This window comes from Neptunomonas japonica DSM 18939 (genome assembly GCF_000422765.1).
Classification (GTDB): Bacteria; Pseudomonadota; Gammaproteobacteria; order Pseudomonadales; family Balneatricaceae; genus Neptunomonas; species Neptunomonas japonica.
In genome coordinates this window covers 60,013-85,892 of sequence record NZ_KE383916.1, presented here as the reverse complement: position 1 = coordinate 85,892, position 25,880 = coordinate 60,013, and the positions used below count along the sequence as shown (strand labels likewise).

General features: G+C 44.0%; 23 protein-coding genes and 1 tRNA gene. 4 read left to right on the top strand and 20 right to left on the bottom strand.

The window, feature by feature from the left end; all coding sequences use genetic code 11:
* Nucleotides 1–2 precede the first annotated feature (2 nt).
* Both G511_RS0119610 and G511_RS0119605 read left to right on the top strand, forming a co-directional pair.
* Nucleotides 3–497 (top strand): flagella synthesis protein FlgN, encoded by a 495-nt coding sequence (locus G511_RS0119610; protein WP_028471156.1) that lies wholly within the window; start codon nucleotides 3–5, stop codon nucleotides 495–497.
* Nucleotides 498–650: 153 nt separating this feature from the next.
* Nucleotides 651–727, top strand: a tRNA-Arg gene (locus G511_RS0119605).
* 209 nt (nucleotides 728–936) lie between these two features.
* On the opposite strand, the gene G511_RS0119600 is transcribed toward G511_RS0119605, so the two are convergent.
* The 18 genes from G511_RS0119600 to G511_RS0119515 all read right to left on the bottom strand — a co-directional run bounded on the left by G511_RS0119600 (nucleotide 937) and on the right by G511_RS0119515 (nucleotide 19,527).
* Entirely contained in the window at nucleotides 937–2,253 is a 1,317-nt protein-coding gene (locus G511_RS0119600) for a DUF1329 domain-containing protein (RefSeq protein WP_028471155.1), read from the bottom strand.
* 33 nt (nucleotides 2,254–2,286) lie between these two features.
* Nucleotides 2,287–3,942: a DUF1302 family protein gene (locus tag G511_RS0119595; protein WP_036552537.1), complete on the bottom strand. Its 1,656-nt coding sequence runs from the start codon at nucleotides 3,940–3,942 to the stop codon at nucleotides 2,287–2,289.
* A 14-nt stretch (nucleotides 3,943–3,956) separates the two neighbouring features.
* A complete protein-coding gene (locus G511_RS23470; RefSeq protein WP_036552535.1) occupies nucleotides 3,957–6,389 on the bottom strand; it encodes an efflux RND transporter permease subunit in 2,433 nt (810 codons plus the stop codon).
* Between the two features lie 2 nt (nucleotides 6,390–6,391).
* Nucleotides 6,392–7,363 (bottom strand): WD40/YVTN/BNR-like repeat-containing protein, encoded by a 972-nt coding sequence (locus tag G511_RS23465; RefSeq protein WP_245574171.1) that lies wholly within the window; start codon nucleotides 7,361–7,363, stop codon nucleotides 6,392–6,394.
* Nucleotides 7,364–7,757: 394 nt separating this feature from the next.
* Nucleotides 7,758–7,949, bottom strand: a complete 192-nt coding sequence (locus G511_RS0119580) for a 2-hydroxymuconate tautomerase (RefSeq protein WP_028471153.1) — start codon at nucleotides 7,947–7,949, stop codon at nucleotides 7,758–7,760.
* Between the two features lie 52 nt (nucleotides 7,950–8,001).
* Entirely contained in the window at nucleotides 8,002–8,805 is an 804-nt protein-coding gene (dmpH, locus tag G511_RS0119575) for a 2-oxo-3-hexenedioate decarboxylase (protein ID WP_028471152.1), read from the bottom strand.
* Nucleotides 8,805–9,833: a 4-hydroxy-2-oxovalerate aldolase gene (gene dmpG / locus G511_RS0119570; RefSeq protein WP_028471151.1), complete on the bottom strand. Its 1,029-nt coding sequence runs from the start codon at nucleotides 9,831–9,833 to the stop codon at nucleotides 8,805–8,807. Before dmpG ends, dmpH begins: the two co-directional genes overlap by 1 nt.
* A gap of 16 nt (nucleotides 9,834–9,849) precedes the next feature.
* The gene (locus G511_RS0119565) at nucleotides 9,850–10,761 is read right to left on the bottom strand and encodes an acetaldehyde dehydrogenase (acetylating) (RefSeq protein ID WP_028471150.1); all 912 of its coding nucleotides are present in this window, start codon (nucleotides 10,759–10,761) and stop codon (nucleotides 9,850–9,852) included.
* A 30-nt stretch (nucleotides 10,762–10,791) separates the two neighbouring features.
* Entirely contained in the window at nucleotides 10,792–11,577 is a 786-nt protein-coding gene (gene dmpE / locus G511_RS0119560) for a 2-oxopent-4-enoate hydratase (protein WP_028471149.1), read from the bottom strand.
* A 119-nt stretch (nucleotides 11,578–11,696) separates the two neighbouring features.
* Nucleotides 11,697–13,157, bottom strand: a complete 1,461-nt coding sequence (locus G511_RS0119555) for a 2-hydroxymuconic semialdehyde dehydrogenase (RefSeq protein ID WP_028471148.1) — start codon at nucleotides 13,155–13,157, stop codon at nucleotides 11,697–11,699.
* 97 nt (nucleotides 13,158–13,254) lie between these two features.
* Nucleotides 13,255–14,178 (bottom strand): catechol 2,3-dioxygenase, encoded by a 924-nt coding sequence (locus G511_RS0119550; RefSeq protein WP_028471147.1) that lies wholly within the window; start codon nucleotides 14,176–14,178, stop codon nucleotides 13,255–13,257.
* 77 nt (nucleotides 14,179–14,255) lie between these two features.
* Nucleotides 14,256–14,564 carry a 2Fe-2S iron-sulfur cluster-binding protein gene (locus G511_RS0119545; RefSeq protein WP_036552534.1) on the bottom strand — a complete coding sequence of 103 codons (309 nt, stop codon included), beginning with the start codon at nucleotides 14,562–14,564 and terminating at the stop codon, nucleotides 14,256–14,258.
* Nucleotides 14,565–14,913: 349 nt separating this feature from the next.
* A complete protein-coding gene (locus tag G511_RS0119540; RefSeq protein WP_028471145.1) occupies nucleotides 14,914–15,975 on the bottom strand; it encodes an NADH:ubiquinone reductase (Na(+)-transporting) subunit F in 1,062 nt (353 codons plus the stop codon).
* Nucleotides 15,976–15,986: 11 nt separating this feature from the next.
* Nucleotides 15,987–16,349 (bottom strand): phenol hydroxylase subunit P4, encoded by a 363-nt coding sequence (locus G511_RS0119535; protein ID WP_028471144.1) that lies wholly within the window; start codon nucleotides 16,347–16,349, stop codon nucleotides 15,987–15,989.
* A gap of 60 nt (nucleotides 16,350–16,409) precedes the next feature.
* Entirely contained in the window at nucleotides 16,410–17,912 is a 1,503-nt protein-coding gene (locus tag G511_RS0119530; protein ID WP_028471143.1) for an aromatic/alkene/methane monooxygenase hydroxylase/oxygenase subunit alpha, read from the bottom strand.
* Nucleotides 17,913–17,932: 20 nt separating this feature from the next.
* Entirely contained in the window at nucleotides 17,933–18,199 is a 267-nt protein-coding gene (locus G511_RS0119525; RefSeq protein ID WP_028471142.1) for an MmoB/DmpM family protein, read from the bottom strand.
* A gap of 11 nt (nucleotides 18,200–18,210) precedes the next feature.
* Complete coding sequence (locus tag G511_RS0119520; protein ID WP_028471141.1) at nucleotides 18,211–19,194, bottom strand: aromatic/alkene monooxygenase hydroxylase subunit beta; 984 nt, start codon at nucleotides 19,192–19,194, stop codon at nucleotides 18,211–18,213.
* 27 nt (nucleotides 19,195–19,221) lie between these two features.
* A complete protein-coding gene (locus G511_RS0119515; RefSeq protein WP_028471140.1) occupies nucleotides 19,222–19,527 on the bottom strand; it encodes a phenol hydroxylase subunit in 306 nt (101 codons plus the stop codon).
* Between the two features lie 392 nt (nucleotides 19,528–19,919).
* On the opposite strand from G511_RS0119515, the gene G511_RS0119510 reads away from it, so the two are divergent.
* Entirely contained in the window at nucleotides 19,920–21,641 is a 1,722-nt protein-coding gene (locus tag G511_RS0119510) for a sigma-54-dependent Fis family transcriptional regulator (RefSeq protein WP_036552530.1), read from the top strand.
* Nucleotides 21,642–21,678: 37 nt separating this feature from the next.
* Here G511_RS0119510 and G511_RS0119505 read toward each other — a convergent pair whose 3' ends face one another.
* On the bottom strand, nucleotides 21,679–23,286 hold the full coding sequence (locus tag G511_RS0119505) for a response regulator (RefSeq protein ID WP_036552527.1): 1,608 nt from the start codon (nucleotides 23,284–23,286) through the stop codon (nucleotides 21,679–21,681).
* 291 nt (nucleotides 23,287–23,577) lie between these two features.
* On the opposite strand from G511_RS0119505, the gene G511_RS0119495 reads away from it, so the two are divergent.
* Nucleotides 23,578–24,501 (top strand): histone deacetylase family protein, encoded by a 924-nt coding sequence (locus G511_RS0119495; protein ID WP_028471137.1) that lies wholly within the window; start codon nucleotides 23,578–23,580, stop codon nucleotides 24,499–24,501.
* A 72-nt stretch (nucleotides 24,502–24,573) separates the two neighbouring features.
* Here G511_RS0119495 and G511_RS0119490 read toward each other — a convergent pair whose 3' ends face one another.
* Nucleotides 24,574–25,875 (bottom strand): sodium ion-translocating decarboxylase subunit beta, encoded by a 1,302-nt coding sequence (locus G511_RS0119490; RefSeq protein WP_028471136.1) that lies wholly within the window; start codon nucleotides 25,873–25,875, stop codon nucleotides 24,574–24,576.
* Nucleotides 25,876–25,880: the final 5 nt, after the last annotated feature.

Sequence of the window (25,880 nt, the reverse complement as noted above, 5' to 3'; positions counted from 1 at the left end):
ATATGACAGATTTTTCTTCTACTCTTGCATCTATTGATGCCCTCGCCTTAGAGGGCATTACTATTTTAAGCGGATTAGAAAAACTGTTAGATCAAGAACTTGCCGCACTAAAAGCTCGAGAAATCGAAACAATCCAGACCATTAACACTGAAAAACAAACTATCCTTAGACAGTTTGATCAGAATAACCAAACAAGAGCAGAGTTATTAATCGCCGCAGGCTTACCTGTCTCTAAAGAAGGTCTTTCTTCACTACTTTCTCAAAACCAAAACCAAGCACTTGCACAGCAGTTCAAAGCTCATTGGAGTGATTTGGAAACTGTACTAAAAAGCACTATGAATGCTAATCAGCGCAACGAACAAATCGTAATGCGCTCAAGTCAAAGTCTAGATAAGCTACTCACCGCTTTACGCGGACAAAAGCCCAGCAATTCGCTGTATACTTCCAAAGGGGCTAAAGGTAATTACACTGGACAATCTCACATCGGCAAGGCATAAAGCCAATTACAGCGACTGCTTGTAAAAGCACTTTCGTTGATTCCCACTTTTTACCTACGTAATGGCCAATAAATAAAGATCCTACTTTTCAGGCTGGCAAAAAAGCCTTAATATACCGCATCTTAAACGTGCGTTAATTATTCGTTTAAACTTGTCTCAGTAGCTCAGCTGGATAGAGCAGCCCCCTCCTAAGGGGCAGGTCGCAGGTTCGAATCCTGCCTGGGACACCACTCCTTTTGAGAATCACACCTTCTAAGCTCTCAGTCATAAGACAGCCCACCTATTTAAAGAATTAGCGGCATTACATGATTTTGTATTTTCATCTTTACTGGCTTACCTACATAACAGTAGTCATACCTCATAAATAATGAAAACCACGCTTACACAAAAAAGCCCGACGATCGCCGGGCAAAGTATGATGAAACAAAAACTAAGAAGATTAGCTGCCTGATGCGCGCATGTTCTGTACATTAAACTTATCTACAGGGTTCAAGTCAGGAGCTACAATCCCTTTAAATTGACCTGTTGTACAGTGCTGAGCTTGTATATCAATCATAGAGAAGGAGTCATCAATTGATACACCTGTGCCTTTATTAATTGGTAAATGATAATCCGGATGGCTCTGACCTATTGTCCAGCTTTTCCACATATCGCCTTTACGGTCATAAGTAATATTTCGTGGAATAATAAAGGTTTGAGCATCAATATAGTGCTCACGCTTGCTGATCGGATGGTTTTGATCAACCGGCTGTGACTCTACAACATAGACCTTACGAAGCTGCCAAGTGATATCTGGGAAACAACCACCCTGCCCACCAAATGCAATGACTTGATAACCGTCTTTATCTGAGTGTGTTTTAGAGTCGAGGTCCATCTCATTATGGTTATACATCGGAACCAGCATATTTTTGGTGCCTTTATATGACCACTTCATATCACTGATACGACCGTTATAACCCTCAAAGTCTTCGATCATTACATCTGATCCTAAGAAGGCATCAGTGGTTTGCCCTGAAGACAATCGGCGAACTCGGCGCTGAAACCCAAGATACAGATAGGCATTATCCACCTTGGTGTCATCTTCAAACCGCTGAATAAGCAATTGAGTATTTTTCACATCAAATGGTTCAAGAACCTGTACATAAATTGCGCGAAATAGATTAGAGGGGTTAGGAGTTATTGCAGGGTAAGGTGCCTGCGAGGTACGGTGCGTAAAGTTCAAAAAATGAAAATTCATTTTAATGGTACGCTCGACCTTAGCGCTCTCCATATTTCTATATTTCCAATAGAAGGGATAAATTGCCGCCGAATCCCCCCAGTTGTAACCGTATTTGTAGTTCCATGCTAACTTTTCACCTGCTCGTGGATCATCCATTGAGGGTTCTTGCGGAAAAGGTCTCCCTGCTATTGTAGGGGAAACCTCTCCACTTTTTGCACCGAGTGAGACATTACTGGAGTATTTACGAGTTGATTCAACATAGCTGGGGTGCAAATCAAAAGAGGTGGTCGCACCTACTTTCATTTCAGTAGCGCCATTTTTAATAAATGTATACATTGCAGGATCAAGAGCGTCTTTAAACTGATCAACATTTTCCTGATTTATTGTCATCCCAGCATTGAGTCCTGGGAAGCTTGGAGTGCCCGTTTTATAAGGGTAGAAGCTGTTCTGAATTACATCTTCCGATATTTGTGCTGCTTGAACACCGCTAAGCGTAGTTAAAGCCAGTGCAGCAGAGAATAAAGTATTTTTCAGCATTTTTTTATACCTGTAATTGTTAGCTGTTAAAAATCAAAAGCTGTAACGCACACTCAATTGCACTTCGTCTTCCTGGTGCGCAACACCTATCGGGCCATTAGTAAAACGCGCTAACGGTTCCGTTTGAGGAGATGGGTCACCAAATGCCGATGCAACACCCCATGGGAATTCTTTCTTACCACCTGATTTAATATTCACGCCTGCATTAAACATCCAATTATTATCTGGAGACCAAGAAACACTCGGCGCATATACGGTGGCATTAGCACCAACATCATGAGCGATAATAATCTGAGGGCTAAGGCGGTTATTCATATACCAACCTTTAAACAATAACGTTCCAACCCAATTATCGGCTTCATTTGGCATATCACGTTCATGATCCAGAATGTGTTCACCAAACAACTGAGTCGATAACAAGAAAGCACTACGCGTACCTAATTCAGGCAGAATAATATTTTTATCAAAACCAATTACATAACGCAGCATATCGGTTTCTTTATGCCCATCAGTATCACGGGGTTGCTCTTCTCCCTGCGTATAAGCCATCTCTAAGCGCCATACTGCATCCATACCCATGGAGTAGTAATCAATCGACCCACCTAGTAAATTCACACGCGGAAACTTGATATCAAACACGCCGTCTGCAGCAGGAACAGAGGCGCCTGGTGCTATCGGTCTAAAGTGTAATGAGGGTAACTGTTGACGGTAAGTAAGCGCGTTTACGGAGAAAGTTGCATCACCGTAGACGCCCTCCCATTTAAGACCCAATTGGGTATTGGCTAGACTCCAGTCATGATCTTCAACATCGTGGATAATAGGTACGGGTTGCGAGTACGGCCCTCCCGGTATCAACTGAAGGTTGGCTGATGATGCAAAAAAACAGCCGGCATCAATCATCCGATATGACTGCCCACATGTGCCCAAATTATTAGGTCGAAATTTATCAAAATTCCAAACCATCGACAGGTTTGAATCATCTAAAACAGAATTGGGCCCCATTCGCCATTCAGCCGTAAGCATCCACTGGGGGATACGAATATCCTCCAATTCGTCATAGATATTGTGACGTGAATAATCAACCGGGTTAATAACATCTAACACGCGAAACAGGTCTGTTTTACCCCAAACAACCTGTTGTTTACCCAAGCGTATATTGAGTACATCACCATTACTTAATTGCTTGTCTGCACTAATATACAACTCACGAATAAAATCGAGTTGATCATTAAAGTCAGGGGTTTTGGCATCACTTTCTTTGTGATCCATATAACCATCTAAGTTATTACATAAGGTGGGATCATTTTCACAAGGAAAAGAAACACCGGGAGTTAATACCGCGGTTGATGTATCACGCCCATGCCAATTTTCACCTAGATAAGCATGTCCAGAATTTTTACCAAATTCATCGTCGTTCAGATCATAAACACCATCATAAGTCGCTCTAAACGTTCCGTTCAATTTAAGTGAGCGAAAAGTATCCGACTCAAATTTTGTTTCAAACTCTGCTTGACCGGTATTACGGAACTTCGAAAGCCCAACATCTTCACGATAGTATGTAGCATTTTCTATAAACCCTGCCCATTCTGTCTCAGCGGCCACCACAGATGTGGCGACCATTCCTGTACTTATAGCGGCAGCGATGCCTACAGTAAGATGAGTGAATGTCGTTGTTATTTTTTTCGACATAGTTATAGCCTCTGTTATGCCTTGGTTGTAATAAGTGATACATCTTCAGAACTCTGATCGGCATGAATCACGCCGTCTTCGTCCACATACGCTTTAACGATAAAGTTCGGTTTAAATACCAGCACCCAACTAGGTACCAGTAGCATCGCAGCCGCTCCATTGAGAATGATCATCACAATCAACAGCAGCGCAGCATCCGCTTGAAAACGCAGGTCCGACAGAAGCACCCACATAACAATACCGGCAATCAAGGTAATGGCTGTAAAGCTCACTGCTAGGCCCGTTGTTCTTATGGCACGGTTTACTGCAGCATTCAGATCACCGAGCAGCACCATTTCAGAGCGAATTCTATCCATCATATAAATCGAGTAATCGATGCCAACACCCACACCTACAGCAATAATTGGAACGGTATTACTGTTGATTCCCATGCCCACAATTCCCATGTAGGCATAAGTCAAAGTGGTGGCGAACAACATCGCACCAAACATCATGGTTCCTGCCATAAGAGAAGAGTAAAACGCGGCAACAAAGATGAAAATCAGTAAAAAGACGAGCGGCAACACCCATAAATTGGTTTCAAAAGCAGCTTCATTCTGAGAGGCAATAACACCGATAGTGCCTCCTGCAAGACGAATAGTTAGACCTTCAACTTGCCCCTCATTAGCAGCGATCCACTGTTTAGCCGTATGGATAGCACGACGAATCGTTTCACCTTGATGATCTTTGTAGTAAAAGACTAAGTTAGCTATACGCTCATCTGTATCGATAAACTCGTTCAACGCCCCCGGAATCGGATTAGACATCATGTAGGTGTACATCAGACCACCAACATACAATTTATCATCTGGGATCTGCTGCCAGCGCGGGTCATTGTTATGCAGTAAACGGTTAACTTGCTTGACCAAGTCCGGTGCACCTTTCGCTCCACCTACATCTGGGTCAAGCAACATGTGCCGTTCTAAATCAGCTAACGCTTTAAGCACCTCAGGTCGTTTTATACCGCCCTTTTCACTAGTTTGTGCAACGATATACATCTCTTCAGAACCAGGAAAACTATCGTTAACAGCCTTTGAGGATAAATTGTAATCATGATCTTGATACAAGATAGGCGAGCCCGGCTCAGACTCACCGATAACAACATTTGAAGACAGGTAGAAACCGCTCAGCAACAATATAAGCGCGACAGATAGAGCACGTTTCGCAGGTTTAACGCCGCTAATAAGATCTGCACAGAAATAACCCACATTGCGAAACAGATTATGTTTAATCTCGCTGTTTTTTGGCTTAGGCAATACAGACAACAATAGCGGTACCGCTAACAGTACGATGACGATAATGCTTAGCGCCCATACCGAGGCATAGTGCGCCAGTTTAGTGTTCAACGGGATAGAGCCAATCGCGAGTAACAACAAACCGACAGCATCAGAAACTACACCTAAGCTTCCAGGCCGAAACAGGCTATCGAATGTCAGTCTTGCCGCAACATGATGATCATCATGATCATTTAGCTCAAGATAGTACCTCTCCACCAGCTGAATGCCATGTGACATAGCACGTGCAGAGATAAGGAAAGGAATAACTAAGCTTAAAGGATCAAGGTTATAGCCAAATAAAGAGATGATACCAACTCCCCAGATAGCAGAAACAACCACGCCAGCAAGTGGTACAAGAATCCCGTAGGCTTTTCTAAAATAGAATACCAACAGCGCCAGCATAATCAGCGCAGTGAACAGAAAAATCTCAATAATCTGGTTTAGGTATTGGTATGCCCAACCCACCAACATCGGTTGACCTGTTACATGTATACGCACACCATCAGCTGCTTCTAACTGGCGTAACTCCTGAATTTTATTAAAGGTCGCTGCATAATCTAACTGCCCTTCAATCAACTGCGCTTTAACCAGCGCCATATGCTTATCTGGGCTCACTAATGGGCCATATACACGTGCATCAGCGACTATATCCTTGCGCAACAACGCCAACTTCTGATCACTCAAGTCAGTATTTTCAGGGTTATAGTAAGGCTCAGAGTTAACATTACCTTCAGCCGTTAACCACACTTTTCGAGAGTTACGGTGCGTTACACTAACAACGAGGTTGTGATTGACGCCAGGAAGAGAGTCGACAGCTTGAGTAATTCGATGGATGCGTGCCAGCGCCTCGTTATTGAAAATATCGTGCTCAGTAAATTCAACACCCACGATGATGACGTTAGCACCACCAAACGACTCTTTAATTTCGTTATGCAGCTCAATATAAGGATGAGTCTGCGGCAGCAAATCCGCAAAGTCAGAATAGATTTTTACGCTGGGTATCTGTGCTGCAAAAAATAAAGTTGCCATCAGAATTAGCGAAAGAATTACTTTGGGAGAGTTAAATACGATCTCTTCCAGATGGTGCAACCAATGCGTAGCTTTATGGGCCTCAGCCGATCGTTTATCCATGATTATTCCGAATGGTTATTTTTTTTGGAATTCAACGCCAGTAACGTACCGTTACCACCCGCTACCAATAACTGATCGCCCACGGTTTCAGCCGCACGTAAATATGCAGAGACAGGCGGCGACGTCACAGAAACCCAACGCCCATTTTGCTCTTGAAGAACAGTGGCATTCTCACCCAAGGCATAAAGCCCAGCCTTACTCAGATGCAAACCATACAAAGGCGCAGCAACGGGTGTTGGCTGAACCTGCCAGTGTTTTCCCGCATTAGAGGTATGCATGACTACCCCGTCTAACCCAACGACCCAACCCTCTACGCTGCTCTTAAACAATGTAGCCTGTGGATAAAACTCATTAGGGAGTGGTTCAAGTAGGCTCCAGCTAGCACCCGCATCATCAGAGCGCACTACCATGCCAAATTCACCGGTAGCATAAGCAACCTGAGGAGTAACAAACTGGATGCTGGTTAACATGGCATCTTCGTTGAAAGAGAATTCTTTCCAACTTGCTCCAGCATCATGGCTGGAAAGAATGCTTGAAAAGCTACCCGCCACCCAATAACTGCCATCAGGTGCGCAGACTAGATCCAACATATTTTCTTGAGTGCCTAAATTAATCAGTTGCCATTGCTGACCATTGTCATTGCTACGCCATATTTGCTTTTCAAAGCTCAATGCAATAAAGCTCTGATCAGGACAGCTCTCCACATCAATCAGATTTGGCTGGTTTTTTAACTGATGGCGCTGCCACTGCAACTCTCCCTTTGCCGTTGTCAGCACCAAGCCATTATTTCCCACTACTATCATTGCCTGATCGTTACTAGCAATCGCTTGTAGCTGGTCCGTACGTCGGATCGGCTGAGAGGTTTCCTTATCCACACTTTCTAAGTTCAGCGGTGCTTCACAGCCGACGAGTGCGAAAGGGATAAACGCCATGAGAACAAAAAGATAATTGTGCTTACGCTGCTCGGAATACATTTTTCTCACTTCATTTTTATAGTTATTGAAGATCTTTTGAGTAACTTCTCTATAAAAGCAAAGCTCATGCCAGCGGGGGAAAATATTGTTGGAATATAAATTAATTGATAAATATCAAACAATTAAGTTAGGTTATCTTAAGAATATATAAGTGACTAAAATTAATTCTAATGGTAGAAGAAATTATAAAAGTGATTAAATCATCAAAAAATCACAGGGCAATTCAGCATTTAATGAAAAATGGCTATCCCTAATAAATCAGAAAAAACATTGAAGACTTTGCCGATAGTAAGCATGGAAATAATTAAAAAATCGTAATTAATAAGCACAAAAAACCCGCCTTACGGCGGGTATAAATATTGTGACCACAGCAAATTCTTTAATGCACCTATGGCTAGCGCCCCATTTTCTGCACAGAGCTGCCACCAATACCAAAATGCTGTTTAGGCATCTCATTAATCATTACCCGTACGCTTTCCCGAGGAGCACTAATAGAGCGCACCATGGCTTCAGTTATCTCAGCAATCAATGCTTCTTTCTGATCATCTGTACGGCCCTCAAGCATATTTACTTGTACAATCGGCATAATGAATCACTCCTAAATACCCTATGATTTTGTATGCAAGCGCTGCTTTTCGTCAGACAAACTTACCCGTAAGCGTACCCAAATCTTGGTAGCGCACGCAGAAAGAGTCACCTTTGTTGACTTGAACAGCTGCGGTAATTGCTCCGATCATGATAAAGGTTCCAGCGGGTATCGCTTCGCCACGTTCACCTAGCATATTTGCCAACATCGCCACCGAAGCAGCTGGGTGCCCAAGGACAGCGGCCCCTGCACCGGTTGCCACTACTTCACCATTGACCTCCATCACAACACCAAGGTTTTTCAGATCAAGATCAGCAACATCAGCCATTCGCCCACCGGTAATAAAGCGGCTCGAACTGGAGTTATCAGCAATCACACTTTTAAGATCAAACTTGAAGTCTTTATAGCGAGAATCAATCACTTCAACAGCGGGCATAACAAAGTCTGTGGCACCCAACACATCCCCGATATGACACCCCGGACCTTTGAGCGGGGCTTTGGTAACAAACGCTAACTCTGCTTCAATTTTTGGATGAATCAGCTCATCATGCTTTACTTCTCCACCGTCTGGAATAGCAAAGTAATCGGCTAAAAAGCCGTAACAAGGATGTTCAACACCCATCTGCGACATCTTAGCCCAGCTGGTGAGCCCCATTTTCATACCCACAATTTTATTACCACGCGCTTCTTTTCTACGCCGGATTTCCCACTGAATATCAAATGCATCTTGATAAGTCATACTCGGGAAGTCATCAGTGATTTTGGTGACTTCAAATGCTTGTAACTCAGCATTTTCAAGATGAATCGCTAGCTCTTCAATCTGCGACTGTGTCAGGTTACCTTTAGGTTCGTTCATTAGAGTATCCCTTTCGCTTTTGCCATTGTTAGTGCCAAGTCTTCGATCATGTCTTCTTGACCACCCACCGTTCCGCGACGCCCAAGCTCAACCAAAATATCGCGTGCCGAAATGCCATATTTTGCTTCAGCACGCTTAGCGAATAATAAGAAGGAGCTATAAACACCGGCGTAACCAAGCGTTAATGCATCGCGATCTAAACGAATAGGGCTATCCATTAGCGGTACGATAAGGTCTTCGGCAACATCCATAATTTTGTAAAGGTCAACACCTGAGACCGCATCCATTCTATCCAGCACAGCAACCAATACTTCCAAAGGCGTATTTCCCGCCCCAGCACCTAAGCCAGCAACAGAGCCATCAATACGGCTGGCTCCGGCCTCAATCGCAGCCAGTGAGTTGGCGATACCCATTGCCAAATTATGATGCCCATGGAACCCTAACTCGACATTAGGGTTCAGCTCAGCCCGCAGCAGCCCGAGCTTTTCAGTTACCTCATCCGGCAGCATGTAGCCCGCTGAATCAGTGCAATAGATACAGTTAGCACCATAGCTTTGCATTAGCTTAGCCTGCTCAAGTACTTTCTCTGCTGACACCATATGCGCCATCATCAAAAAGCCAACGGTATCCATACCCATTTTAGCCGCCATGCCTATATGCTGTTCCGACACATCTGCCTCAGTACAATGGGTCGCCACACGAATAGTGGTTACGCCACAGTCTTTTGCCATTTTCAAATGATCAAGCGTGCCTATTCCAGGCAACAGTAAGGCGGATATTTTGGCATTTTTCATTTTAGGAACAACGGCGTTGAGGTACTCCTCATCAGCATGTGCAGGAAAACCATAATTCAATGATGCGCCTCCTAAACCATCACCATGTGTTACCTCAATCAGTGGCATACCAGCATCGTCTAAACCGGTTGCGACCGCGATCATCTGCTCTAGTGAAATTTGATGCTGCTTGGCATGCATTCCGTCACGCAAACTCATATCGTGAAGAGTGACTTTTTGTCCTTTAAGGTTCATTACAACTCTCCTCTGCTTAAGTGCGTGCTGGAAGGGTGATGGTGTCGTTCGCCGCTTCTTCGGCAAACATTTCTGCTGTGCGTAATGCGGCAGCAGTCATGATATCGAGGTTACCGGCATATTTAGGCAAGAAATCTCCTAGACCTTCAACCTCCATAAAGACCGTTACCTTACGACCATCAAAAACAGGGCCGTTAACAAGGCGATAACCCGGCACATACTTTTGCACCTCTTTCACCATGGCGTGAACGGATTCAGTAATGGCGTCTTGCTCAGGCTCTGTTTCTGTCAGGCAGTGCACAGTGTCACGCATCAGCAAAGGCGGCTCTGCTGGGTTAATCACAATAATCGCCTTACCTTTTTTAGCACCACCGACTTTTTCAACGGCCCCTGAAGTAGTACGTGTGAATTCATCAATATTTTGACGTGTTCCAGGCCCAACTGATCGCGACGAAACCGTTGCGACAATTTCGCCATACTCAACAGGTTGTACACGTGAAACTGCCGCCACCATAGGAATGGTAGCCTGACCACCGCAGGTCACCATATTGACATTCATCTCCAGGTTTTTGGCATGATCTTGCAAGTTAACGGGAGGGACACAAAATGGACCGATAGCCGCTGGCGTTAGATCGATCATAATCACACCAAGCTCATTAAGTTTTCGGCTATTATCAGCATGTACATAAGCTGAGGTAGCATCAAAAGCTACACGAATATCATCTTCAACAACGTGTTCAAGCATACCATCTACACCCGTAATAGAGACCTTCATCCCCATCTCTTTAGCGCGTTTCAGACCTTCAGACTCAGGATCAATACCCACCATCCATACAGGTTCGATCCACTCAGAGCGCATCATTTTCATTAATAGATCGGTACCAATATTTCCTGGCCCGATAATCACTGCTTTTAGCTTTTTACTCATCGTAGTTACCCAAAAATGTTACCTGAAATATTAGACAAAACGCACCGAAGCCGAACCCATACCGCCAATGCTGACACTCATGTAGTCACCGGCTTTAACTGGCTCCAATGGTACTAATGAGCCTGACAAAATTACTTCGCCTGCTTTTAATGGAATACCAAATTCGCCCAGCCTATTTGCAAGCCACGTCACACAGTTAACCGGGCTACCAAGCGCTGCCGCACCCGCCCCCGTACTGATAATCGAACCGTTTTTCTCAACAACCATGCCGCAAGTGGTCAAATCCACTTTACGTGGGTCAACAGCACGATCACCTAATACAAATAAGCCGCATGAAGCGTTATCTGCTACGGTGTCCTGAATCTTTATCTGCCAGTCCTCGATACGTGAATCAACAATTTCAAAGCACGGCATCACACACTCCGTTGCTGCCAGCACATCCGCATTAGTGATACCGGGGCCGATTAAGTCTTTTTTCAGGATAAAAGCGATCTCGCCTTCAGCTTTTGGCTGAATCAATAACTCACTAATTGGCACTTCCTGACCTTGGCTGTATGCCATTTTGTCAGTCAGATAACCAAAATCTGGTTGATGTACATTGAGCATGTTTTGCACGACTTTGGAGGTCACTCCAATTTTCTTGCCTATAATGCGCTCCCCCGCTACCACACGACGCTCAACCATACGTAAGGAAATATGGTAAGCATCCTCAATGCTAATATCGCTGAACCGTTCAGTAAAAGGACGTAATGTACGGCGTCCACTCAATGCTTCGTACAGCTCGTCACCGCACTGCATAATTAGTTCTTTATCCATGACGCTCTCTCGTTAAATCTAGTTGGCTAACCTAAGCTGATTAGCTCGTTTAAGTTCATGGGCTAATTAGCCCGACATCGGTTTAACACGCAGCAAAAAAAACGCAGATAAGCCACCGCTTACAGCTTGATACAGATGTTTTTAAGCTCGGTATAAAACTCCAGCCCATGCACGCCACCTTCACGCCCGATACCTGACTGCTTAGCGCCGCCAAATGCAGTACGCAGGTCACGCAAGAACCAACTATTAACCCATACCAAGCCAACATCCATTGCTTCTGCAACACGTGTGGCACGTGAGGTATTTTCTGTCCACACCGTTGCTGCCAAGCCATAAGAGGTATCGTTAGCGAGGGCGATCACTTCGGCTTCTGTATCGAACGGGCGAATATGGCAACAAGGGCCAAATATCTCTTCATTAATCACACGAGCATCGTCAGCAAGGTCAGTCCAGATAGTCGGCTCAACCCAAGCACCCTTGTTCAGTTCAGCCCCCATTTCAGGAACACCACCACCAATGACAACGGTTGCACCCTCTTCAACCGCTAGCTTGTAGTAAGAGAGCACTTTTTCTTTATGCTCAAGGCTAACCAGAGGGCCAAAATCGACTTCTGGGTCTTCAGGGCGCCCCAACTTCAATTTACTAACACCCGCTTTAAGTCGCTGAACAAACTCTTCATAAATGGGCCGCTCCACATAGACTCGCTCAGTGCCTAAACACACTTGGCCACAGTTCACGAAAGCAGAGCGCATGGTGCCTTCAATTGCTTTATCCATATCGCAATCCGAAAAAACGATACCCGGGTTTTTGCCTCCACATTCCATCGAGATATTACGCAGCCCAACGGAGGCCGCTCGCATGATGATTTCACCTGTGCGTGTCTCGCCAGTAAAAGTAATTGCATCCACATCAGGATGGGCTGTTAAATATGCGCCCGCTGACTCACCACCAAAACCATGAACAACGTTATAAACTCCTTTAGGGATACCGCATTCATTCATAACTTCACCCAACAAGGTTGCAGTGGCCGGAGTTTCTTCTGAAGGTTTGACTACTACCGTATTACCGCACGCAAGTGCTGGCCCAACTTTGAAGGTCATCAATAGCAGTGGTAAATTCCAGGGGCTGATAACTGCCACAACCCCTTTAGGTTTACGATGACCATAGTTAAGCGCGCCTTGGCCATCCGGCGTATCTAGCTTGAATGACTCAGTCGGATGGTTGGCTAGGGTTTCGGAAAAAGCTTTGAAATTTGCAGCACCACGTGGAATATCGATATGTGATGCGACTTTGCGTGGCTTGCCCGTGTCTTTACACTCAGCATCTAGAAACTCTTCAAAGCGCTCGTTAATGCGATCCGCCACTCGGTTCAACATATCAATACGCGCCGCTTGCGTTAACTTAGCCCAAGGCCCATGCATCGCTTTTTTCGCAGCAGTAACAGCAGCTGCGACTTCTGCTTTTCCCGCTTCATGAACCAGCCCTAATAAACTATGATCAACGGGGTTACGGTTTTCGAAGGTTTTTCCACTGGCGGACCCGGTGAATTCGCCATTAATAAAGTGCTTAAATTCTTTCATATAGTTATCTCGTTACCTTCCTCATTCACCTGTACTTAGCCAGCACTTACCTGACGATAATGAAGGGGATCAATTATCGTCAGGTTAGGCACGCTAATTAGGTTAATGCCGTCAAGAAGCGCTCATTAAGCTCACGCGTGTGATAGAAAATTGCTTTACCAAGGTGGTCCGCAGTCCATGTGACTGGTGGGTGATCAGGATAGTGATAGTCACCTCCACAAAAGACTTCAGAACGGTTACCCGATGGGTCGAAGAAATAGATGGTTTGGCCATGTGTTAATCCGTGACGCGTTGGTCCAATATCCAAAGATGTGTCTGTCATAGAGATAAGGTCTGCGGCACGCAACACCTCTTCCCATGTATTCAGATAGAAGGATGCATGATGGAACTTACCTTTTTCAGGATGCTTAATAAAAGCAACATCATGGGCTTTAAGAGAAGCCGTTAAGAACTGAGCTATACGCTCTCCATTCTCGTCCAACACCTGTTCAGCGATATCAAAACCGAGAACATCGCAAAACAGCTTTAATGACCCTTCCAGGTCATCTCCATATAATAAGCAATGATCAAAACGTGTCGCCTTCATACCTGTCAGCTCACGAGGCCAGGCTTCAGGGTTAACGGCAGAGACGCCCCATTTACCGGTTTGCTCTTTTGTAGCGAAAACCTCAAACATATGCCCTGTCGGAGAATCAAACCGTACGCGACGACCACAACCATCCAACTCATCAGCAGGTATATCTTCTACATTGCAACCAAAAGCAACCAACTCATCGCGAAGCTGATCAACGACTGCCTCGCTCACACATTTGTAGCTAACAAAATCCATACCGGGCTGATCCGCCTCACGAAGTACCACGGAAAACTTATCAACTTCGGTCCACCCTTTAAGATAGACACGGCCCTTAGCATCACGATGTACCTCAATCAGACCGATCAGATCACGATAGTGTTTCAACGCTTCTTCTATATCTAACACCCGTAACTGGATATGCCCAGGTCGCATAACTCCTTTTTTCATCTGAGAGTTCCTCTTATTTATTATTGTATTTAACCCATACACGCTGGCGAGATTAGACCTCGCCAACGAGGCCCTTACTATTTTTCAGATACGCTATCCACGATTAGATCTGACTCAATCGTCAGGTCTTCTTGTGGAAAAACACGACATGCCAGTACAAGGCCTTGCTGTTCGTCAGACTCGCTCACATGAGCACGACTCATGCGTTTGCTGATATAGCGACCTTTCATCACACGAATTTTGCACATGCCGCAACCACCACCCCGACATCCCACTTTTATAGCCTGTGTACCGCTACGCTCCATCGACATCAGCAAGGAACACCCCTCAAGCGCAGTAAAACTCTGTTGGCAATTAACAACCTCAACCTGGAATTTTTTCGCCATCAGTTTTCTGTCCCTCATGAATCCCTTGCAGCGAATGGCTTTATTTATTATTTCGCTAAATGGTTTTCTTCAATAAGGTATTCATTGCAACCGTTGTGCCAGAGATGAAGCTGTTAATATCCTCTGCCTCTACAAAAAAATAACTTATTGATAAATAATAAATATTTTTTAAATATGAATAATTAACCTGTGCGAGTTCCACACATATAACTTTGCTTGTATAAATAAGGAGTGATCAAATCATCACTTTTTCATCTCTGTAATTAATGAATTGATTAAGCAGTGTTGTTAGCGCCAGCAATAAAAAAGCCAGCACGATGGCTGGCTTTAGATATGGATTTTTTACAGATCAAATACGTTTAAATAATGCCGACCTAGTTTGCTCCTCACTACCATCTGCGGCAGTAAAGAAACGCTCCATATGGATATCACGTTCAAACAAACGCCCTTGCATCAGTGTCGTTATTGCAGCATCAATCATGGGCGGGGGGCCACATAAATAAGCCTTGTGACCAGAAAAGCGATTATCAAAGAAAGATTTCGCTGCCTCATGCACATAACCATTAAACCCTTGCCAATTATCTTCAGCCAAAGGTGCATTAAGCGCAGGTATGTAATGAAAGTTTTCATGCTGCTGATCAAGCACTTCAAAAATCCCCCTGTTATAAAGCTCTCCCACATTGCGAGCGCCCTGAAACAAATATATCTGACGCGTGTCACCCGCTTCGAGCATATCCAAAATCATTGATTGCGGACTAGAAAGGCCAGAACCACCCGCAATAAATATTGCGCCTTGCTGGTCAGACTTACGTACAAAAAATTGCCCATAGGGTCCAGAGATATCAAGCGTATCGCCCAGCTCCAATACTTCATGCAGCCATGTGGTACCAGCACCTCCTTGCACATGACGTACATGCAGCTCCAGTACATTATTCTCACTAGGTTTATTGGCGATAGAGAATGCACGAGAACCTTCAACACCAGGGATACGTAAGTTAATATACTGCCCTGCTTGGAATTCCATCGCTCTATCAAGCTTAAAGTGAATACCTTTAATCGTAGGCGACAAATCACGTATATCAGTGACTGTTCCAATCATGTCGTATACCGGGTTTCCCTGAAAATCTGGGTCTACGTCAATATCAGCTTCTATTACCATGTCCGATTCAGGCATGGCACAACAGGCAAGTATTTTGCCTTCTTCACGCTCCACATCCATCAAAGCAAAAGGTGATGCGTTGCCTAAATCTGAATCACCTTCTAACACGACTACCTTGCAAGTAGCACAAGTACCATGTCCGCAAGCAAACGGTAACCAAACGCCTTGACGTAACGCTGCATCAAGAATGGTTTGCCCCTCTTCAACCTCGATCACATCGCCCGTCGGCTCAACCGTTACTTCATAAGTCATAATGGTCCCCCTCATACTCCAGCATTGTGAAAACCCAGAAGCTCAGGCGTCTGAAAGCGTACTACTGATTTGTGCCCTACCCCTTGATCTTGTAACGCAACATCAAGTTGTGGCATGAATGGCTTACCGTCTAACAACCAATTCACCTGGCTCCAGTCAATCTTTTCCCACTCGGGATGTACACAAAAAGGATCTGGCATGACGGTTTCGAGTAAGACACGAAATGGCATATCTGGCGGTAATGGAAATGCAAATGGCGCACAAAACATTAAATGCTTGTCCCAACCCACATAAACAACTTGGTTACCATGAAAGTTCTCAACTCGATCTTTTACCTCGCCGCTATAATTCGGCGTAATTGCATGTACTGGCATATTCTTTTTATCCCCATGCTAAGGCCACATCAGTGGTCTCTGTTGGTTTTTATTCTGTTATTAGGCTGTACCTTTCCATTCTTTCCAGCGCAATTCATCTGGCGAACCTTTCATATCCATGTTGTCGGTACCGACATTGATACGGTAGTAATCGCGCAGAATATCCTCGACATCAGGACCACCGCAGTTACCCTGAAAGATTTGATGGACAGGTAGCCACGACTGCACATATTTTTCCGGCTCATCATCAAAGATGTCTTTACAACCGTCTGAGCAAAAGTGGTATTTATTTTCTTCATAGTCTGAACTGCGATAGCAAGTCTGGGTTGGGTCGTCCATCTCTGTAAACAGCATTGGAATCTGGCAAACCGTGCACAACTGCGGCAAGGCTTTGGTATAGAAACGCTCACCTTTAGCTTCCATTTCTTTGGCCATTTCCCAACGAGGACGATAATACTTATCAAAGGTATCTGGATATTTTTCACTCAGCCAATCCAGCTCTTCATCTGAAGGAACCCAAGTATGAAAACCCGTAGCATGACCATGCGTATAAAAAGTCCACCATGCCTGATGCGAGATATGCTCTTTTTCTTTTTCGATAGTTTCAGCATACTTAGGCATGCGAATACCGTAACGTGCTAGATCTTTAAACAATGCGCCACCCGCTTCTTCGAAATAGACCTCCCACGCTTCTTTCCAGCTCATCACCTTATTTGGCAGCATGTAATCCATCATCATGGCAACAATAGTGAGCAATCGTGTACCGCGCCAGAACCATTTATCGATCCATTTTTGTACAATCGGTACGTTATCTTCATGCTGCTCAAGCAGGAACTTTATGACCTCTAGCCCAAGTGTCATATGGCGAGCTTCATCAGATTGTGCAGAAAAACCGAAAGTAACTGTTGCCATATCACCGTTGTAAGCAGCACCGGACATAAAGGGCACAAACAACAAATTAGTCAGCACATACTCAAATGAGAAACCGATAGCAACCATGAACTCAAAAGGCCCGGCCGCGCGCGCATCGTTAAAGAAGGATTTAGGTACAGACAGATACCAAATGCGATCATGCTGATGGCTGAACTCCTGAAAGCCGTCGAAAAACTTGTTGTAATGACTCATTGCATGGATCTGAGTCTGAACGTGGCGTAATTCATCAATGGACTGCATCTGACACGCGACACGCGCACCAATACCACCAAATTCACGCCCTGTTTGTGCAAACCCTTGGTATGCCTGATACTCAAGCGGCGATACACCTGTCAGGAATATCTTGAGTGCATTGACATATCGCGGATCTGAAATATTGGTTTGTCCGTTATTCTGTGAAAAAGCATCCAGTATGGCGTACAGTTTTTTCTCTTTCTCAGCTTGGTATTTCCAATAACTATCCATGGTCAAACGAAATGGATCTTCCCATTTTGACCAGTCAGTAATTTTTATTCCCTCAAACTCTTCGTAAGGAAACGCTTCTTTACGATCTTGGTAGGAAAACTCCCAATCCAAATCGCGCGTCAACAAACGATATTTATCTTTTAAATTGAGCTTTTTAGTAGCCATCTCGAAGTACCTTTTTATTATTAGTTCCAGGTCAGGCTCAGTTGATCATCTTCTTCATCAACGTTTCCGCCCAGCGTAATTAGGTTCAAATGAAGCTCCTGAACATCCCATTCACGCCCTAGTTTTTCTTCTACTGTTTCACGCTTAACCACTAAAAAACCTTCATTCTCAATACGAATCATGGCAGGCATATGGATAACCGTCACATCTGGATTATCCTCTTCGATAGCCTCCACGATGTAGCGTGAGACATCATTATCTTGCAGTGCTATATAGACTTTTGACATGCAGAAACCCCTTACTTAACACCGGCCTTAGCCAATCGTTTATCCATAACCAAAAGCGCATCAGTCAGTGCGTTTTCACTCAGCATTTCATTGCAAAGAGGCGCAAATGCCTCAGCAGCCTTACCACGCCACTTGGTAACCCAGTCAGAAATTAACAGCTGATTTTCTTCAGATTCTGCCGCTGCCACTTTAATCACAGCGTCAACCCAGCGAGCGGTATCTTTGTGCCAAACCCGCATAAATTCAGTCAACATGGCTACATCCTGACCACCATTGGCAACTAGGTGTTCGTCCCACTGCTCATACACGAGATTGGCAACCAAATTATCGATAACAAAATCCTGAGCGATCAGTAATTCAAACCAGTCTTTAGTCACCAACATTTCTTCACAAATAGCACGAACACCTTGCCAAATATCTGCTGACATCCATTGTGTTTTAGCCTCTACAAGCGAGTCACCACTATTACCATCTAGAATCAAACCTATACGTGACAGGTACTGAGCCATACCAAGACGGTCCATACCATCAAACATCAGTGCCTGAGTGATCGCAGTTCCATATCCATAGGCAGCACCATAAACATTGTTTAAGTTGGCGGTATGCTCAACATGGCGAAACGGCACTAGAAAACGAATGAGACTGGCACGTAGCTCTTCGCTAAGGTGGTTTGCAAGATTACGCTTTTCAAAAAAAGCATAATTATTCTCAGCAGCCTCTTGCATTTTTGCGCGCTGCTGCACATACGAGCCATAGTAAAATTGACGTGGATCCTTGAAGGCATACCAATCACTCATCTGAATAGCAGTACGACGTGGATCGTTGAGCTCTAAGTCAGGTTGCCATAAAGGACGGTAATGGAAGTTAGTTTCTGATTGAACGTCATATGTAGCTTCCTGATAGCGCGTGGCAGGTTTGTCACCAAAACGGCGCTCTATATGCGCAAAGGTATGACGAACCGGCTCCAGCATCGAAGTTTTGATTTCAATGGTCATCGAACTTTTCCCAGCTGATAGTTATTGTTATGAAGGAGATTGAGCATGATTATTTGCCATGAGCGTATCTTCGCCGTAACGCCACTTTCTGCTTTCGGCGTCAACAATGGCGATCTGCTCATTGTTCATATGTACGACTGCATTACTCTTACAAAAAGCCTCAAACGCAAGCCGAGGTAAAACAAGTTCAACGAACAACTCTGGAGCACCAATAGCAAAGTCGAATTCGACAAACGGAGCATCAGGATTACTGTGTACACGCACATACTTTTCTAACTGTTCAAACGAAGAGTCAATTTTTTTGTTATTAGTCACAAGTATTGATTTGCTCATCACGAATAGCCCCTGTGGCATTAATCATCTCAGTAGAGCCTAGAGCAACCACTGTGCCATAATTTAATAGAAGCCAATTTTTAAAAAAATTAAAATCATAACTATTTGTTTAAAAAGAAAAATATAAAAACAAAATGAAAATACAATAAGCCGGCACAACATAGAGCATGAACTCAATAGTATTCACCCACCTCAGCAAATGATTAAAAAACCAGCCCATTCATTTGATCATTTGATCACTCACAACACCTACAAAGAGGAAAATTAAAACACATAGTGAAATCGGAGTAGCAATATCGAAAGCTTATGACTTGATTAAAAACCATTCGACAACCGCAAAGAAAATACTCCATAATAATTTCCATACAGTCTAAGTTGGTATAAAAATAATAATGTCTAAGCAACCTGAACTTCAGTTTCCCGGCAGCGAAGATCTCCTGTCACAACTTCACTTTGATCATGAAAACGGAAAAATCTGGTTCAATGAACAAAGGATGTTATTGATTCACGCAAGCGTGATGGGGTTACTACGAAAAGAACTTATCGAGACCTTAGGCGTTCAAAGAGCTCGTGGTTTTTTAATGAGATTTGGCTACCACTCTGGTTGGAAAGATGCTGAGCTTGTCAGCAAGATAAGACCTGATTTGTCAAAGAAACAATCCTTTTATGTAGGCCCACAGCTACACACCCTGAAAGGCATGGTTAATGTCAAACCAACTTTCCTCGATTTTGATCTAGATAACGGCACGTTTGATGGTGAATTCGACTGGTTCGACTCATATGAAGCTGAGGTTCATCGCCAAGAATGTGGTGCATCGGACACGCCTATTTGTTGGACATTGATTGGATATGCCAGTGGATTTGCTACTTACTACATGGGTAAAAAAATCATATTTAAAGAGACTTCCTGCAAAGGGTCTGGAGCCGAGCATTGCCATATTGTTGGCAAGCCTGTTGAAGAATGGGAGGACTCAGTTGAACTTGAACAAATGCTCTTGCCTGACCCCATTGCAGAAGAGCTGTTTTCATTACAAAGCCAACTAAGTGACCTTCGCGCCAACTTTGGTAACAGTGAAAAAGAAGGAGACTCACTACTCAACTCAGTAGGTCAATCGGCCACTTTTCGAAATGCCTGCCAACTAATACACAAAGCATCAACCAGTAAAGTCACTGTATTACTGCAAGGTGAAACAGGCGTAGGTAAAGAAATCTTTGCCCGCGGGCTTCACCAAAGTTCAGATCGCTCCGATAAACCCTTTATAGCAGTTAATTGTGCCTGTATTTCACCGGATCTTATCGAAGCAGAATTATTTGGTGTAGAGAAAGGAGCCTTTACTGGTGCTACGCAATCACGTGAAGGGCGCTTTGAACGTGCGAATGGAGGTACTCTTTTTCTAGATGAGGTTGTCGATCTCTCCCCTCGTGCACAAGCGTCTTTACTTAGAGTTCTACAAGAGAGCGAGCTAGAAAGGGTGGGTGATAACCGCACCCGTTTCATTGATGTGAGAGTCGTTGCGGCGGCCAATATTAATTTAGAGAAAGCAGTACAAGATGGCGTTTTTCGTGAAGACCTTTACTATCGCCTCAACATCTATCCCGTGCATATCCCTCCCCTACGTGAACGTAGTGAAGATATCCCCCTACTGATCAATCACTTTTTAGAGAAATATCATACTTTCTATAATAAAAGAACACTGGGTGTTTCAGATATGGCTATGCAAGCATTGATGGAGTACAAATGGCCGGGAAATATTCGCGAACTGGAAAATATGATAGAACGTGGAGTAATTCTTAGTGAGAACAATCACACTATTGATCTAGATTCATTTTTCCCTTCACTGTCAGAACCCAGCCACCCACTTAATATAATGAGTCAGCGTGCTCTAGATGCATCACCTCAGATAACAAATAGCGGGGCGGACAACTCCGACAACAACTCTTACAAGAACATCTGTAAAGAGTTATTAACCAACAATGTAAATCTTGATGAGTTTGAATCTGCTCTATTATTAGAGGCTATGGAGCAATCCCAAGGAAATATTTCAAAAGCATCTCGCTTGCTAGGGATAACCCGCCCCCAGTTAGCTTACCGCTTAAAAAAGCTGGAAAGTTGAATTTCAGTAAGGTCATTTTTAAAAAGTGATCTTACTGCTATTTTAACAAGACACCTAAGCTCCCTTCGGGAAGCTTCTCTAAAGACACTTTACTACAAGCCTTTAGCAAGGTGAGTTTTTTGGTCTCTAGCTCATTCAATGTCATACGCTCCGCCAAACGTAAATACCGTGTCACCATTTTGAGGCGTTCTTCTCGACGGGTGGATTCTTGTTTTGCAGATTCTAGAAATAACTGCGCTAAGTTAAGTAATGCCCGAGAGTTTTTTGGGTCATTTTCAATAGCCAAACCAAAGTAACGAATTGCCTGGGGGATCTTGTCTGCAAGGTAATGCTTAACACCTAAGCGGTTAACCCGAATACTCATTTCTGGATCATGCGTATATCCCTTAGGCTTATCCTTGCCTGGAGCGGGGCGCTGCTCAAGAATAGGTAAACGGTCGCCTGTTATATCCAATAACTCTCTTTGTAAATCCAGTGATTGGTCAAGTTGCCCAGCAAACTTAGATGCTTCAACCATGTAACGGTTTGCATCATCTTCATTACCCATATCACTGCTTAGCTGGCTTCGTAAGAGCGCAGTCTTAACCTTAAGGGCTTTATCTTTGGGATATTGGTAACTCGCAGTATTGAGCAATTCATCAAACTGCCCCTGAAGGCCAAGTTGCTCACTTTCAGGAAGGTCCGCCATTTCTAATCGACGTACATTAGCCAAGCGTAAGAAAGGTTCAGGAGAGCTATAACAGCTATCTCGCCCTAGTGAGATAGACTTCCGGTATGCTCCTTCAGCCAACTCTAATGTTTTCGTATAAACAGCTATTCTGCCAAGCTCCATTTGCCTTAACAAGCTTAGTGGTGATTTCTGAGTAGCATCTTTTAATGTATCTTGCACAGGTATTAATTCACCCTCATGCTCATACAGCTTAGCAAGCAAATCATAAGCAGATAAAAAAAGAGGAAACTTCGCCACAAGTTTTATGAGCAGAGGTTTTGCAACAGCGTATTTGCCTTGCCCCATACAGGCTTGTGCAAGACATAACCCACTCTCTTTTTCATTATGATGCGTAAAGCGCTGCTTGAAAAAACGCTCGGCTTCTTCAAAACGATTTAGTTGTAACAGCAACTTCCCTTTCATCATCTGTACATAATCATAATCACTTCCAGATAACTCAATTTGATCACACGCCTTAACCGCCATATCTAGCTGACCGCGCTCCACAAGAGCATCTACTTCACGTAGTGCATCCTTACGGAATATCAGTAAATCTAACCTTGATTTAAGCTCATCCATTGAAAATGGTTTGGTTAACAATGCATCAGGCTGATTATCAATAGCATGTAATATGACTTCTTGCGAAGAATCTCCCGTCATAAACATCCAGCAGGCTTCAGGTTTTATATAACCAAGAAAGCGAGACTCTTCAAGTAATTGCAAACCCGTTAGCTGATCACTTCCATTATGCCCCAATAAAATAATATCAAAGGCTCCATCTTTAATCAGTTCCAGTACGTGACTATTAATAGTTACCGCCTGGATATTGGCAATTCCTAACTGTCTTAACATGTAAACAATCGTCGAACGCATATTTCCACTGCTTTCGATCAACAGGACACGTTTAGTAGAGTAGTCAATTTTCGGCGGGTGCACTAAATCAGCGATCCTTCTGCAAGAATAAAGTTTTCAGTACATAGTATAGGAGCCATTGATGGCCGGGGGAAGGAGTCAGTCGTTCAGACAAAAAAAAACACCGGCGAGGGTGAACACGCGGTGTCTAATACAGTTCTATGCTGTGGATAACATCTTATCTTCACACGTGCTTAAGACCCATGACTTAAATCAAGTAAAAGATGACTACACGCATTTTTAGACCTTCGGCTAAGCAGTCCAGAATGTCATTTTCCAGTACACTGATAAAAAAGAATGAGAGTTGAAGGGAATATGACAACTACTTTTATTACCCATGACGATTGTGGTCTTCATAATATGGGACCAGAGCATCCGGAAAGCCCGATTAGACTATTAGCAATACGCAAGGTCCTTGAAAGGACAGGCTTAATCCAGCAATTAGAAACAATGCAATCTATTCATGTTACTTCTGAGCAGATAGCAATGGCGCATGCATCACTTCATCAAAAACGCCTAGAAATGAAACTGCCTGAAGAAGGCATCGTTTATGCGGATGAAGATACGGCCTTGTGCCCTGATTCTTTACATGCCGCTAGTTTAGCCGCAGGCTCAACTATCCTAGCGACTAATCGAGTGCTTGCAGGTAAGACTGATAACGCCTTTTGTGCGGTAAGACCACCAGGGCACCATGCTGAACATAATACGCCGATGGGCTTTTGTTTTTTTAACAACGTGGCGATAGGTGCAATGCAGGCATTACAACACCCACAAGTGAAGCGTGTGGCTGTTGTCGACTTTGATGTACATCACTGTAACGGAACTGTTGATATATTTAAAGATAAACCAGAAGTGCTAGTTTGTTCTACCTTCCAGCACCCGTACTATCCTGAGAGATATTGCGACATTCAACGACCTAACATCGTTAACTGTCCAATGCCTGCTCACAGTGATAGCGCTTTTTTCAGGAATATAGTTGAGAAGCATTGGCTTCCGGCATTACAAAATCACAAACCTGATATGATTTTTATCTCGGCAGGCTTCGATGCTCATCACGAAGACCCAATGGCTGACATAAATTTAAATGAAGATGATTATCGCTGGGTCACAAAACTACTCATGGACGTAGCCCGTGTATATTCTCAGGGACGCTTAGTGTCTGTTTTAGAAGGCGGCTACAACCCTGTAGCATTAGCGTTCAGTGTTGAAGCTCATGTGGAGACACTGGCAGGCTATTAACCTTTCTTCAACATAAACATACAGATACAAAAAAGGCTGCTCAAGGAGCAGCCTTTTTATTTACTTATCGCATTAGCCAACAAACTTGATCATAACGCCCGCAGCAACCGCAGAACCGATTACACCTGCAACGTTTGGCCCCATAGCATGCATCAGCAGGAAGTTTTGAGAATTAGCCTCAAGACCCAACTTGTTCGATACACGAGCAGCCATAGGCACAGCAGATACACCAGCAGATCCAATCAATGGATTGATAGAGTTACCACCTGCCAATTTGTTCATAAACTTAGCCATTAAGATGCCCATCGCAGTACCGATACCAAAAGCAACAATACCTAGCACTAAGATGCCTAACGTCTCTATATCCAGGAATTTATCAGCGGAAAGTTTAGATCCAACCGAAAGTCCCAAGAAGATAGTAACGATATTGATCAATGCATTTTGCGCAGTATCACTTAAGCGATCAACTACACCACATTCACGCATTAGGTTACCGAAACAGAACATACCCAACAGAGGCGCAGCATCTGGCAGCAACATAGCTACCAATATGAGCAACGACAATGGGAATAAGATTTTCTCTAACTTCGAGATATGGCGCAGCTGCACCATTTGAATCTTACGCTCAGCTTCCGTTGTTAATGCACGCATAATAGGCGGTTGGATCAAAGGAACAAGCGCCATATACGAATATGCAGCTACTGCAATTGCACCCAGCAATTGAGGAGACAACAAGCTCGCCACATAGATCGCCGTAGGACCATCAGCCCCACCAATGATACCAATAGCAGCAGCATCTTGAATGCTAAAGTCCATTAACCCCAAGCTAGTTAGAGTCACAGCACCCAGTACGGTAGCAAAAATACCGAACTGTGCAGCGGCGCCTAAAAACAAGGTTTTAGGGTTCGCCAACAACGGTCCGAAGTCTGTCATTGCACCCACACCCATGAAAATAATCAAAGGTGCTGCACCTGAAGCAATCGCTACTGTATAAAAGTTATACAGCATGCCGTTATTGAAGCTATTGTCGTTTGCAAACAGTGTCGCCGCCGCATGCACACTAGCAGTAGAGGTATGATATGCATGTAAAACATCATGCGGATCAACACTCGCAATACCTAGAATAGCTGCAAAGCCCGATAACAACTCAGGGGTAGCAAAATGTACCGCATTTTCTACTGCAGAAAACGCCAACCCTGCTTCTGGAATGTTTGCCAGAATGCCACCAAAGCCTATTGGAACAAGCAATAGAGGCTCAAAGTTTTTTCGAATCGCTAAGTAAAGCAGCAATAGACCGACAACGATCATTGCAAATTGCCCTACTGAAATATTATAAATACCTGAGGCTAGCCACAGGTCGAGAAGCTTATCCATTCGAT